Here is a 14167-nt window from a genome sequence, read left to right on the forward strand (position 1 = left end):
TTTTAATTTGTTATAAATTGCTCTGAGGCTTATCTTTGTAAAAAGAAAAAATAACCATATACACAATGAGCGGAATTTTAAATTCTTCAATAGGAAGAAAGGTTGCTATGGCACTTTCGGCATTCTTTCTTATGATTTTTATTCTTCAACACTTCGCAATCAATATCTTATCTGTTTTTAGTCCAGATACGTTTAATGAAGTATCACACTTCATGGGTACGTTTTGGTTAATACAGTTTGTATTGCAGCCTGTTTTAATTTTTGGGGTAGTTTTTCACTTCATCATGGGATTTGTTTTAGAAATTAAAAATAAGAAAGCACGTCAAATTAGCTATGCTAAAAACAATGGTAGTGCAAATTCTACTTGGATGAGTAGAAATATGATCTGGAGCGGAGGCTTCATTTTAGTATTCTTAATTATTCACTTTATCGATTTTTGGTTTCCAGAAATCAATACTAAGTATATTGTTGGTGATATGTCTGGAACATTACCTAATGGTGAGTTTAGATATTACGAAGAGTTAGTGCATAAATTTGAACCAATCTGGAGAGTTGCATTATACTGTCTAGGTTTTGTATTCTTAGCACTGCATTTACTTCACGGTTTTAACTCGGCATTCCAGTCGGTTGGAGCTAACAATAAATATACAAAAGGATTAAAAGGTTTTGGTAAAGCCTATGCTATATTAATTCCGCTAGGATTTATTTTTATCGCATTGTTTCACCATTTTAATCACTAAAAAATAGTTGACTATGAGTTTAGATTCAAAAGTACCTAAGGGTCCAATTGCAGACAAATGGACTAATCATAAAAATAATATTAATTTAGTTAACCCAGCTAACAAGCGTCTTATTGATGTTATTGTTGTTGGTACTGGATTAGCTGGTGGATCTGCTGCTGCTACTTTAGCAGAGTTAGGTTATAACGTAAAAGCATTTTGCTTTCAAGATTCACCAAGACGTGCGCACTCCATTGCAGCACAAGGTGGTATTAACGCTGCCAAAAATTATCAAGGAGATGGAGACTCTAACTACCGTTTATTTTACGATACTGTAAAAGGAGGAGATTACCGTTCTAGAGAAGCAAACGTATATCGTTTAGCAGAAGTTTCTGCAAATATCATTGACCAATGTGTAGCTCAAGGAGTACCTTTTGCTCGTGAATATGGAGGATTATTAGACAACCGTTCTTTTGGTGGTGTATTAGTATCTCGTACATTTTACGCTGCAGGACAAACAGGTCAGCAATTATTATTAGGAGCTTACTCTGCAATGAACCGTCAAATAGGACGTGGTAAGATAAAGATGTATAACCGTCACGAAATGCTTGATGTTGTAGTTGTAGATGGTAAAGCAAGAGGTATCATAACACGTAACCTAGTTACAGGTGAAATAGAACGTCATTCGGCTCACGCAGTAGTTTTAGGATCAGGAGGATACGGAAACGTGTTTTTCTTATCAACAAATGCAATGGGAAGTAATGTAACAGCAGCTTGGAAAGCACATAAACGTGGTGCATACTTTGCAAACCCATGCTATACTCAAATACATCCAACTTGTATTCCTGTTTCAGGTGATCATCAGTCTAAACTAACGTTAATGTCAGAATCATTACGTAATGATGGACGTATCTGGGTGCCAAAAAATATAGAAGATGTAAAAGCAATTAGAGAAGGACGATTAAAACCAACAGAAATTGCTGAAGAAAATAGAGATTATTACCTAGAACGTCGTTACCCAGCATTTGGTAACCTTGTACCTCGTGATGTTGCCTCTCGTGCAGCTAAAGAACGTTGTGATGCAGGTTATGGTGTAAACGCAACAGGAGAAGCAGTGTACTTAGATTTTGCTTCTGCAATAACACGTTACGGTAAAGAGCAAGCACACGTTAAAGGATTAGACGAAAACGATGCTGCTTTAGTAAAAAAATTAGGGCAAGAAGTTATCAAAACTAAATATGGTAACTTATTCCAGATGTACGAAAAAATTGTAGATCAAAATCCATACGAAACACCAATGATGATTTATCCTGCAGTACACTATACAATGGGTGGACTTTGGGTAGACTATAATTTACAAACAACAGTACCAGGATTATATGCAATTGGTGAAGCTAATTTCTCTGATCACGGAGCTAACCGTTTAGGTGCGTCTGCATTAATGCAAGGATTAGCAGATGGTTACTTTGTATTGCCTTATACAATTGGTGATTATTTAGCAGACGATATTAGAACAGGACCTATATCTACAGAATCTAAAGAATTTGAAGAAGCAGAAAAAAACGTACGAGAGCGTATAGAGTTTTTTGTAAATAATGAAGGAAAGCACTCTGTAGATTATTTCCACAAGAAATTAGGAAAAATCATGTGGAATAAAGTAGGAATGGCACGTAACGTAAAAGGATTAACTGAAGCTATTTCAGAAATTAAAGCCTTACGTGAAGAATTTTGGAAAGAAGTTAAAGTACCAGGTACAGCTAATGAATTTAATGAAGAGTTAGCTAAAGCTGGTCGTGTAGCAGATTTCTTAGAATTAGGAGAGTTATTTGCTAAAGATGCATTACATCGTGAAGAATCTTGTGGTGGACACTTTAGAGAAGATTTTGTTGAAGAAAGTGGAGAACAAAAAGGTGAAGCAAAACGTGATGACGAAAACTTTGCTTATGTTGCTGCTTGGGAATACAAAGGGCAACCAAGTGAAGCTCAACTACATAAAGAAGAATTAGAATTTAACGATATTGAGTTAAAACAAAGAAGTTATAAATAGATTAAGTATTGAGGTAAGAGATGTTAGACACAGATTTAAACGCTCAATACTCAATACTCAATACTAAAATCTGAATAGATGAATTTAACATTAAAAATATGGCGTCAAAAAAACGCCAACGATAAAGGAAAAATGGTTGATTATCAGGTCAGCGATATTTCTCCAGATATGTCTTTTTTAGAAATGTTAGACGTATTAAACGAACAGTTGATTAACAAAGGTGAAGAGCCTGTAGCGTTTGATCATGACTGTCGTGAAGGTATTTGCGGTATGTGTTCTTTATATATTAATGGAGAGGCACATGGACCAGATAGAGGCGTAACAACATGTCAATTACATATGCGTATGTTTAAAGATGGTGACACAATCTTTATAGAGCCATTTAGAGCAAAAGCGTTCCCTGTAATTAAAGATTTAGTTGTAGATAGAAGTGCTTTTGATCGTATACAGCACGCAGGTGGATTTATCTCTGTAAATACATCTGGTAATACTATAGATGCTAATGCAATACCAGTAAATAAACATGATGCAGACGATGCATTTTCTGCAGCAACATGTATTGGTTGCGGTGCATGTGTAGCTAGCTGTAAAAACTCTAGCGCAATGCTTTTTGTTGGTGCTAAAGTATCTCAATTTGCTTTATTGCCACAAGGACAAGTAGAAGCTACAGACCGTGTTATGAACATGGTGAAGCAAATGGACGAAGAAGGGTTTGGTAACTGTACAAATACAGGAGCATGTGAGGTAGAGTGTCCTAAAGGAATTTCTTTAGAAAATATAGCTCGTATGAATAGCGAATACTTAAAAGCAAGTCTTAAAGGTTAATTTATAACCTAAAACAAGATATATTTTGTAAAATCTCAAGAGGCTAGCTTCTTGAGATTTTTTTGTTTCTTTACTTTTTAATTTTGAATATGCAACAACCTTCTGCTTTTTACCAAAAAAATATTACAAACTATTCTAATCAGGTATCAAAACTAAGTAAGCAATTATTTGTTATAAGTCTATTACGCTTCTCAATTTTTATTCTTACTACAATTGGATTGTATAGTTTTTTTGGAGAATGGATAATATTTTCAATTATATCTATACTTGGATTAAGCTTGTTTTTATTGTTATTATCTAAATATACCAATATAAAAAAACAACTGTTATTATATAAACAGTTAGTTTCAATTAATGAGGAAGAAATTAGGATAAAATCAGGAGATTTTTTCTACAAAGACAAAGGAGAACAATATCAAAATGTTAATCATAATTATGCTTTAGATATTGATTTGTTTGGTAGAGGATCATTTTTTCAGTTTTTAGATAGAACAGCAACAAAAGAAGGACAGGAAAAATTAGCAAATGCATTAAAAGCTAATCAAATAACAAATATAAAAGATAGACAACAAGCCATAAAAGAGTTAGCCGAAAAACCTAGTTGGCGTCAAGAGTATCAAGCAACAGCAAGTTTAATACATGTAGAGACCGATGTTAATCAAGTTGTTTATTTTTTAAATAATTATAAAAGTTTTTTGCCAAAATGGATGAAGCATATTCCACTGGTTTTCGGAATTTCATCTTTAGTGTTATTAGCACTAGTCATTTTTAAAATTTTACAACCACAATATTTTGGATACTGGGTTTTTGTAGGCTTTTTTATTACTGGTAAATATTTAAAAAAGATAAGCAGTTTAGCTTCAAGCACAGATAAAATAAGAGATACGTTTAGACAATACGCGTTGCTACTTAAGTTAATTGAAAACGAAAAATTTAACGCATCTTTACTCAAAAAGAAACAACAAAAGATAAAACAAGAGTCTAAAAAAGCTTCTGAGATCTTAACAGAATTATCTAAAGCAATGGACGCATTAGATAATCGTAATAACTTCATTTCTGCCATTTTTGGTAATGGTTATTTTTTGACAGATATTAAACACAGTTTTTCTATAGAAAATTGGATAGAAAATTATCATGATACCGTAGAACAGTGGTTTGAAGTGGTTTGCTTTTTTGATGCTTATAACAGTTTTGGTAATTATACTTTTAATAATCCAGATTATATTTTCCCTGAAATATTAGATACCAAGCAAACGACTAAAGTTGATCAATTAGGTCATCCTTTATTAAAGTCAGAAAAGCGTGTTGATAATGATTTTGAAATTAAAAATCAACAATTTTTTATAATTACAGGAGCAAATATGGCAGGTAAAAGTACTTTTTTACGCACTGTTTCTCTGCACATAGTAATGGCTAATATTGGTTTGCCTGTTTGTGCAAAATCTAGTGAATATAGTCCAGTTAAATTGATAACAAGTATGCGTACAACAGATTCTTTAACCGATGATAGCTCATACTTTTTTAGTGAGCTTACCAGACTTAAATATATAGTTGAAGCTATTAAAACCGACGATTATTTTATCATTTTAGATGAAATATTAAAAGGAACAAACAGTACAGATAAAGCAATTGGTAGTAAAAAGTTTGTAGAGAAATTGGTGGCAAGTAAAGCAACAGGAATAATTGCTACACACGATTTAAGTTTGTGCGAAATAGAAAAAGAGTTACAAGCAGTTAAAAACTATTATTTTGATGCTCAAATTGTTAATGACGAGCTGTTTTTTGATTATACTTTTAAACAAGGAATATGTCAAAATATGAATGCTAGCTTCTTATTAAAGAAGATGAATATTGTGTAGTGTTTACTTTAGTTATTCTCCATTTTTTCAATCATGTTTTTAGCATTTTCATTGTCAGGATTCATGCTTAATACTTTATAATAATTTTTAATTGCCTCATTGTAGTTGTTTGTGTTGTAATAAGTTTCGGCTAAACTGTCATACACATTATAATTTAAAGGGAATAATTTGGTGTTAAATTCAAAAACAAATAATGCTTCTTCTGTTTTCTTTGCTCTTAAAAGTACATAACCTAAGCTGTTAAGCTCTTTACTACCATTTACATATTCAGCAAAATAAGGTAAAAACTGATTTTCCGTTTGTTTTAAATTTTCTAATGGATTATTTAAAATGTTATAAAACATGGTGTTTGCCACAAAGTAATTAGGAAAATAACGTTTATTGGTTACAATGTTTTCTATATCTCGTTCTAAAGTTTCTTTTGGGTATTCGACAATTCTATTGACTTCTTTTCCGTTTTTATAAAAGATAAATGTTGGTACTCTGTGTATGTTATAACCGTCTTCTTCGCCATTTGGACCTTTCTTATAATTTTCTTTTGTATTGTCTAATGCAAATACTTTAAGATTGTTCATGTTAAAATTTGCAGTTTCTAAAACTTTATAAAATCTTGGTACTTCACGTTTACTATCGCCACACCAAGTACCTAAAAACGCTTTTATGGTATAAGAGTTTAAAGAATCTTTGTAGCTGTTTACAAGTGCTTCGTTTACTATATAATTGTCATAATTTTTAGTAAACCAATCATTGTATGGCGTTTTTGTAAGTCCGTTTTTATCAATTAGCCCTAAAAGTTTTGTAGAACCATTATCATCTTTAACCTCTTGATTTAGGGTTTGAGAAAAACTAGAAGTATAAATAAATAAAGCGATAAATGTGATTATTTTTTTCATATTAAATGGTTTTAATTATTTCAAATCTAGCTACTTAGTAATTGTGTTTTTAAATTATTTAACCAACAGCATTTAAATCAATACAAACAACAGGTTTAGTCGTTTGTATTGGTTTTTTGTGTTTTTGTACGTTGTTTTTTGATGGTGTTAGGTTTTTAAATTACTTTCAGCATTAATATGATTGATTTTAAAAAACATACCTCGCAAATACTTGTTCATATCCTATTTTGGGCACTATTTATTTTTGTGTCTCTATTTATATTTTCTAGATATTATTGGGCAGAAAATCCGTTTTTACAGTATTTATCAATCTTATTTATAATCGTTTACGTTAATTACTTTGTGCTGTTGCCATTTTTTGTGAAACGAAAATGGTATATCCTTTACGGACTTATTTTTATAACAATATCTTTTTTTGCAACTCAATTATATTGTAATGTATTTGCAAAATGTGGTTGTTCTATAATGAAATGTTTAAGCGATTACCTTTGGCAAACCTTGGTACCATTAATTTTCTTCTCGTTTATTTGGATGTTATATCGGTTTTTAGAAGAACAACAGCATAAAGAAGATATGATAAGACAACATACCGAAATGGAACTAAAGTTTTTAAAATCGCAAATCAATCCACATGTGTTGTTTAATAATTTAAATACGATTTATTCTTTTTCTATTGAAAAACCTACTGAAACACCAGAACTTATCTTAATGCTATCTGATAATTTAAAACATGTCTTATACGATAGTAACGCGCCTTTTATTAGTTTAAAAAAAGAACTTCAGTTTTTAGATAATTATATCAAGTTTCAACAGATAAGAACTGAAGGTGTAAAGCAAATCAAGTATGAAACCAATGTGCAAAATGCAGAAACAAATATTGCGCCTTTATTACTAATTACAATTATAGAAAACACGTTTAAACATAGTAGTTTACATAGTCAAATTTCAATTGAAATTAAAGAAGAAAACAAGCAATTAACATGTACGTGTATTAATGATTTTAGTCCAAATAAAACCGATGCATCTTCCTTAAAAATAGGATTAGTAAATCTTAAAAAAAGATTACAGTTATTGTATCCTGATAAGTATACGCTTACTATAGAAAGTTTAGATCAATTTAAAGTCGTTTTAAAAATAGATTTATCATGAATTGCATTATCATAGAAGACGAAATTCCTGCGCAAAACCTGCTAAAAAATTATTTAAGTAAGTTGCCTAATCTTAAATTAAAAGGTGTTTTTAATGCAGCTATAGAAGCACATCATTTTTTAAAAACTAATACGGTTAATATTATTTTTTTAGATATAAATTTACCGGACATTTCAGGTTTAGATTTTATTAAAACAATAAAAAATCCGCCATTAATAATAATGACAACTGCTTATCCAGATTATGCAGTTAATAGTTTTGAGCTTGATACAATTGTAGATTATTTGGTTAAACCTTTTGGTTTTGATCGTTTTTTAAAAGCTGTAAATAAAGCAGAACAACGATTAGAAATAGACCATAAAACTGAACAAAATTCAATTTTTTTAAATGTAGACAAAACGCTTCATAAAATAATTCTGAAAGATATTTTATATTTAGAATCTGATAGAAACTACATAACGTTAGTCACCAAAACACAACGGTTATCTTTTTTGGATGCACTAAAAAATTGGACAGAAAAATTACCTCAAGATTGCTTTATTCAAATCCATAAATCGTATATAATCAATTCTAAATTTGTAAATAAAATTACAGGAAACGAACTGTATTTAGAGTCTAATAGATTGCCTATTGGACGTACTTATAAACAAGAGTTGCTTAAAAGGTTACACGTAAAATAAAAAACCTTCCTAAATAAAGTATAAAGGAAGGTTTTTTTAAGTTGTAATTATTTTGTTTTTGGATGCACCAATTTCATTTCGTCAATTAAGTGTTTGGCACCAGCAAACTTATCTATGATAAATAGGACGTATCTAGCATCTACCATAATGTTGCGGCAAATTTCTGGATCATAATTCATATCACTCATTGTACCTTCCCAAACGCGGTCAAAATTTAGTCCGATCAAATTTCCATTTGCGTCAATTGCAGGACTACCAGAATTTCCTCCAGTGGTGTGATTAGTCCCTAAAAAACAAACAGGAACTTTACCGTTAGCGTCTGCGTATTGACCAAAATCTTTAGCTTCATATAAATCTAAAAGCTTTTGTGGTACATCAAACTCGTAATCTCCAGGGACATATTTTTCAATTACACCATCTAAGTAGCTTACTGGCATATAGTAAACAGCATCTTTAGGCGAATAGCCTTTTACTTTCCCGTAAGTTACACGCATTGTACTGTTAGCGTCAGGAAAATATCTAGCATCAGGTAACGCTTCCATCAAAGCTTTCATGTATTGTTTTTCTAAAGCAGTGATCGGTGCATTTTTAGTTTCAAATTCTGGGTTTATTGTGCTGTAAAATTCATCAATAAATGGTTTTGCATATTTATAAGCAGCGTCTTTATTTAACTTTTTAAGGACGTCTTTTGGTTTACCATCAAGAAGTTTTAATGCTTCATCTAAATCAGTAAGAGCTGTTTTATCATAAATAGAAGCGTCTACTTTTTGTGTGTAAAAAGGCATAACGTTTTTAAAAACACCTTTATCTACATTTACATCATAATTTTTATGAATACTTTTTAAAGTTGAAGCAAAACGCGCTTTAGCTTTTTCAAAATTATCAGGATTTTGTTTAATAGCTTGCTCCATTTGATAAGCTCTAAGCGTCATGGTCATCAACTCGTTGGTAACAATAAATACTTCAATAAAATTTCTTCTTTTAATATTTATTGCTGCAAAATCTTTATAAAGTTGATCAAATTCAGGAAGAATGTTTCCGTATTTACTTTCTAAATTTTTGTCTTTTAAAGCTTTTGTAAATTCAGCTTCAAAAGCACGTCGTTCTGCTATTGCATTACTTTTTTTGATACCTAGATTTTCTCCAATCCATTTTTTCCAAGCGTTAGCAATTCTTGCTTGTTTAGAGGCGTATTTAATACGTACCTCATCGTTAGCTTTCATATTAGCATCAATCACTTTTAAGGCAGCTTCGCGTATTGCAATATTGCTTGGGTTATATTCTTGCGTGATGTGTTGTATAGCTACTGCAGGAAGATATTCGTTTGTACGACCAGGAAAACCAAATACCATGGTAAAATCGTCTTCTTCTATACCATCTAAAGATATTGGTAAATAATGTTTTGGTGTGTATGGTACGTTGTCTGCACTATATTTTGCTGGTCTGTTATTTTTATCTGCATATATACGAAATAAAGAAAAATCGCCGGTATGTCTTGGGAAAACCCAATTATCTGTATCACTACCAAATTTACCTATGCTCGCTGGTGGCGCACCAACTAATCTAATATCTTCAAAACGTTCTGTAATAAATAAAAAATATTGATTACCCTTATAAAACGCCTTAACTTTAGAGTCTTGCCAAGGTTCTTTATCGTAATAAGCCTGAACTTTATTGCTGTTTTTGTCAATTATAGATTGCTTTTCTTTTTCAGACATTTCATCAGTTACACCAGCTAAAACATCGTTAGTAACATCTTCAATACGTACAATAAATTCGACAAAAAGACCTTCGTTTGGCAATTCTTCATCTAAATTCATTGCCCAAAACCCATTTTTAATATAATCGTTTTCTAAAGAAGAGTGCGATTGTATCTGACTGTAACCACAATGATGATTAGTTAAAATTAAGCCTTTTGGAGAGATCACTTCGGTAGTACAACCACCATTAAAATGACCGATAGCATCCTTTAAACTAGATTTGTTAACGCTGTATATATCATCAGCAGTAAGCATGCTTCCAAGGTTAGCCATTTCGGTTTCATTCATTCCATCCAAAAGCGAAGGAATCCACATACCACCTTGTTGTGCAGATACACTAAAAGTGATAAAAAGTAGTAAAAATTTTATAAGTCTCATTGTATTTAGTTTATTAAAACTCAAATATAAAAAATTAGTTAAAGGCGTAAGCCAGCAAACATCAATTACTTATATTTAGGTATTAAATATTTTACAAATGAAATCAATAATTACTTTAATTATTATCCTATTAGGTATAGGTTTTACTTTTGCGCAAGAAGTAACTTTAGACGATAAAAAATACCAAGTAGATGATAAAACAATTTTATCTAATGGTACAGATGTTACTAATGCTTTAAATGAAGAGCAACAGCAAAAAATATACAATTTAGCTGAAGAAAAGCAAAACGCATTAAAACAAATCGAATTAGAGAAAAAGGCATCTGAAAAAGCTAAAAAACAAGCCGAAAAACAGGCAAAGCAACTAAAAAAGCTTGAAAAGCAACAAAAAAAGACTCAAAAAGCATTAAAGAAGAAAGAAAATGAAATTGCCAAAAAAGCTAAAGCCGAAAAGCAATTAGCAAAAGCCGAAAAAGAAGCTAAAAAAGCGCAATCTAAGTACGAGAAACTTAGTAAAAAAGGAAAATTAAGTACAGAAGATGAAGCTAAATGGCTTAAAAAAATTGAAAAACTCAATGATAAAGTAGCTAAAGCAGAAAAGAAATTAAAAAAGTTGTAATGGAAGAAAACAGTCTACATGTTGCGATAATCCAAGCAGATTTGGTATGGGAAAATCCTAATCAAAACAGAGAAAATTTCACCAAAAAAATTGAAGAAATTACACAAGATGTAGATCTAATTGTATTACCAGAAATGTTTACTTCTGGTTTTACAATGACGCCAGAACATATTGCAGAAACTGAAGAAGGAGAGACCATTATTTGGATGAAAAAAATGGCTTTTCAAAAACAAGCTGCTATTGTTGGAAGTGTTGCAATTAAAGAGAATAGCGATTACTACAATAGATTATTTTTTGTGCATACAAATGGTTTGATAGACACTTACGATAAAAAACACACGTTTACTTTAGCAGGCGAAGATAAGGTTTACAAAAGAGGAAATTCTAAAGTCATTGTAAATTATAAAGGTTTTAAAATACAACCTCTAATTTGTTACGATTTAAGATTTCCTGTTTGGTCAAGAATAGCAGAAGAGGATTATGATGTATTAATCTACGTTGCTAATTGGCCAAAAATAAGAGTACATGCTTGGAATACTTTGTTACAAGCTAGAGCAATAGAAAACATGAGTTATTGTATTGGTGTTAACCGTGTTGGTTTAGATGCTAATAACTATGAATATTCAGGTCACTCGGCAGTTTATGATGCTTTAGGTAAAAAACTTTCAAACATACAGCCAAATATTGAAGGTGTGGAAATTATTGTTTTAAACAAAAAACATATTGATGATGTAAGAAGCAAACTTCGTTTTTTAGATGATAAAGATAGTTTTAGTTTAGAATAAACTCTTCAATATTACTCCAACCAACCCTAATTTCAACTTCTTTTTTACGGTAGCTTACACGTTCTGGCTGAATTTTTCTTAAAAAATCACCTGTGTCATATTTTCCGTTTTTATTGCTGTCAAAAACAACTCTTAAATAGTATTTTCCAGGTTTTACATAGAAAAAATCTAATGGTTCTGGTTTTGTACTATACTTTTCGTATTTCACTTCACTTTTATCATTAACAAGTTGTACTAAAATAGGATAAGTTGCATTTTTTACTAAAACTCTTGCTTCTCCTAGCGCATCAGGATCTGGAGTTTGTAAATTGTAATTTAAAGAGTCGTTAGTGTTTTCAAAAAAGTCTGTTACTGTTTCTGGTAAAATTGTTATTTTATATTGGCTTTTATCTTCTTTTGCAAATTTGATTTCCAAATGATTTAGTAATGTGTCAAGTTTAGTATCAAAATCAATAAAAACAGAGTCTTTATTCATAATGCTAATGTTATCCTTATTTACTTTAGTAATAGGGATATTAGCTTTTAATTTAAAACTTTCGTTTATAGCAATAGTATTGATAGGTTCTGCTCTTAGGTTTAAAGAGTCTTTTAAATTATCCTTAAGCTTAACAGTAAATGTGTCTATTATTTTATCGTTTTGTACTTTAAAAATTAAAGAGTCTGTGTCTTCTAATTTTGGGTAGTAAAAATAATTTAAAGTATCTGTGTCTTGCTCTTTTACAATTCTAAATTTAAAATCTTCAGGTACTTTGGATAATACATCTATTTTGGTCTTAGTATAATCACCTTGATAACCAAATGCTATTTTTTCGCCTGCAACTAATCTTGGTTTAAATGCTTTATAATCTAAATCTTCTTTAAAGACCTTAAGTTGATAATTAGCAGAAGTATCTGGCACGGTAATGTAATCTTCAAAAAAACCAATTTTATCACTTTTTTGCTCGTATAAATTATTGTTGTTATTGTCTTTTAAAGCTATTAAGCGGTATGTTCCAGCTTTTAAGTTTTCGATAGTAAAGTTTGTTGTGCTATCTAATGTGTTGGTGACGTATTTAGGTTTTTCTTTATATATGATTGAGTCTGTGTAAGTAGAATCTACTTCGTAAAGATGAACAGATATGAAAGATTCTGTTATTCGGTCTAATCCATCTACCACACTTCCTTTAACATTTAAAGAATCAATATAGTCTCCAGTAGAAAAGACGTAACGATAATACTCGTAAGGGTTTTCTTCGTTATTATCTACAATACTATTGCCAAAATTAAAGGCGTAAGTGGTATTAGGTTTTAAGGTGTCAAAAATTTTAATTTTAATATACTCGCTAGCAGAACTTAAAGGCGTTACTTCTGGTTGCGTATTCATTGGTGGCGAAATAATTAACTGCTTCTGTAAATTTTTAACTTTTACATATTCATTAAAGTATATTCTTATTTCGTTTGCGTTAAAGTTAGTCGAGTAATTTTCAGGTACAGTTTTTACTATTTCAGGAGGAGTTACATCTTTTGGTCCGCCACCAATAGATCCACGGTTGGCACAGTTAATAGCAGTAAGTGCTAGTATTAAATAAAAACTAAAATTTATCCAACGTTTTTGCATAAAAAATCAAATAGAAGCACAAATTAACAACATATTTATGTTTTAACGAAAAATCCTTTATGCTATTGCCATACAAGCAATGCTTATTTTTATATTATTTGCTTTTTGAAGTTGTATGCAGCAAGACTCTATTGTGTTTCCAGTAGTAATTATATCGTCAACTAATAAAATGTGTTTATTGTTTAATTTTTCTATGTTTTTAGTAGAAAAAAGTTCGTTATTAAGTTGCCATCTTTCAAGACGTTTTTTTGATGCTTGAGATTTTGAAGAGCCACTAATTTTTATCAAAATATCATCTATAAATTCTGCTTGCAATGCGTAAGCAATTTCTTTTCCAAATTTTTCAACTTGATTATAACCACGTTTTTTTAGTTTTTTGGCGTGTAAAGGTACTGGTATTACTATATCTACATCATTATAACTTTTTATAGTTTTAAGTTCTGTACCTATCCATTTCCCAAAAAATTCACCTACTTTTTCATTGCCACCGTATTTAAGTTGATGTACTAAATATTGTACCGTACCTTGTTTTTCAAACCTAAGTAAAGCAGTGCCATTTTCTATAGCAACACGACCGTATAAAACATTATCAATACTTTTATCATTATTAAAATGAAACTCTGTAATAGGTAATTTATGTCTACAATCTGTACATATAAATTCTTCATTGTCAGAAAGTAAGTTTTTACAAGCGTTACAAACTGAAGGAAAGAAAACATTAATAAAATCTCTTATTAAATTTTGCATCGAATATTCGTTTTATTCTTCAATGAAAATAGTGAATAAATGTTTAATATTAAAAATCTATGATTAAACATATTTCTAGATTTAGGTTTCAATAATTATAATTTGACAA

At 30.6% G+C, this 14167-nt stretch carries 12 protein-coding genes; 8 read left to right on the forward strand and 4 right to left on the reverse strand.

Annotated features, from left to right (window positions below; translation table 11 throughout):
- The first annotated feature begins 65 nt into the window (after nt 1–65).
- From WA340_RS05490 to WA340_RS05505, 4 genes are all read left to right on the forward strand, one after another.
- Nucleotides 66–740: a succinate dehydrogenase cytochrome b subunit gene (locus tag WA340_RS05490; protein ID WP_027879127.1), complete on the forward strand. Its 675-nt coding sequence runs from the start codon at nt 66–68 to the stop codon at nt 738–740.
- Nucleotides 741–753: 13 nt separating this feature from the next.
- Nucleotides 754–2766 carry a fumarate reductase/succinate dehydrogenase flavoprotein subunit gene (locus WA340_RS05495; RefSeq protein WP_027879126.1) on the forward strand — a complete coding sequence of 671 codons (2013 nt, stop codon included), beginning with the start codon at nt 754–756 and terminating at the stop codon, nt 2764–2766.
- A 78-nt stretch (nt 2767–2844) separates the two neighbouring features.
- Nucleotides 2845–3591 carry a succinate dehydrogenase/fumarate reductase iron-sulfur subunit gene (locus tag WA340_RS05500; protein WP_027879125.1) on the forward strand — a complete coding sequence of 249 codons (747 nt, stop codon included), beginning with the start codon at nt 2845–2847 and terminating at the stop codon, nt 3589–3591.
- A gap of 89 nt (nt 3592–3680) precedes the next feature.
- Nucleotides 3681–5450, forward strand: a complete 1770-nt coding sequence (locus WA340_RS05505; RefSeq protein ID WP_336127750.1) for a MutS-related protein — start codon at nt 3681–3683, stop codon at nt 5448–5450.
- Nucleotides 5451–5458: 8 nt separating this feature from the next.
- Here the strand turns inward: WA340_RS05505 and WA340_RS05510 are convergent, their stop codons facing one another.
- Complete coding sequence (locus WA340_RS05510) at nt 5459–6343, reverse strand: thioredoxin family protein (RefSeq protein ID WP_336127752.1); 885 nt, start codon at nt 6341–6343, stop codon at nt 5459–5461.
- Nucleotides 6344–6808: 465 nt separating this feature from the next.
- Here WA340_RS05510 and WA340_RS05515 point away from each other — a divergent pair, with 465 nt between their 5' ends.
- Together WA340_RS05515 and WA340_RS05520 are read left to right on the forward strand one after the other, a co-directional pair.
- The gene (locus tag WA340_RS05515) at nt 6809–7492 is read left to right on the forward strand and encodes a sensor histidine kinase (protein ID WP_336127753.1); all 684 of its coding nucleotides are present in this window, start codon (nt 6809–6811) and stop codon (nt 7490–7492) included.
- A complete protein-coding gene (locus WA340_RS05520; RefSeq protein WP_336127754.1) occupies nt 7489–8172 on the forward strand; it encodes a LytR/AlgR family response regulator transcription factor in 684 nt (227 codons plus the stop codon). The genes WA340_RS05515 and WA340_RS05520 overlap by 4 nt, the downstream gene beginning before the upstream one ends.
- A 47-nt stretch (nt 8173–8219) precedes the next feature.
- Here WA340_RS05520 and WA340_RS05525 read toward each other — a convergent pair whose 3' ends face one another.
- Nucleotides 8220–10310 (reverse strand): S46 family peptidase, encoded by a 2091-nt coding sequence (locus WA340_RS05525; protein WP_336127755.1) that lies wholly within the window; start codon nt 10308–10310, stop codon nt 8220–8222.
- Between the two features lie 97 nt (nt 10311–10407).
- On the opposite strand from WA340_RS05525, the gene WA340_RS05530 reads away from it, so the two are divergent.
- Nucleotides 10408–10929 (forward strand): hypothetical protein, encoded by a 522-nt coding sequence (locus tag WA340_RS05530; RefSeq protein ID WP_336127756.1) that lies wholly within the window; start codon nt 10408–10410, stop codon nt 10927–10929.
- Nucleotides 10929–11714, forward strand: a complete 786-nt coding sequence (locus tag WA340_RS05535) for a nitrilase family protein (RefSeq protein ID WP_336127757.1) — start codon at nt 10929–10931, stop codon at nt 11712–11714. The genes WA340_RS05530 and WA340_RS05535 overlap by 1 nt, the downstream gene beginning before the upstream one ends.
- Here the strand turns inward: WA340_RS05535 and WA340_RS05540 are convergent.
- Nucleotides 11701–13311 carry an Ig-like domain-containing protein gene (locus WA340_RS05540; RefSeq protein WP_336127758.1) on the reverse strand — a complete coding sequence of 537 codons (1611 nt, stop codon included), beginning with the start codon at nt 13309–13311 and terminating at the stop codon, nt 11701–11703. The genes WA340_RS05535 and WA340_RS05540 overlap by 14 nt on opposite strands.
- Before the next feature lie 57 nt (nt 13312–13368).
- The gene (locus tag WA340_RS05545; RefSeq protein ID WP_304141094.1) at nt 13369–14058 is read right to left on the reverse strand and encodes a ComF family protein; all 690 of its coding nucleotides are present in this window, start codon (nt 14056–14058) and stop codon (nt 13369–13371) included.
- Between the last annotated feature and the right edge of the window lie 109 nt (nt 14059–14167).

Origin of the sequence: Mesoflavibacter sp. CH_XMU1422-2, from assembly GCF_037029245.1 — a bacterium.
In the GTDB taxonomy this organism is placed as follows: Bacteria; Bacteroidota; Bacteroidia; order Flavobacteriales; family Flavobacteriaceae; genus Mesoflavibacter; species Mesoflavibacter zeaxanthinifaciens.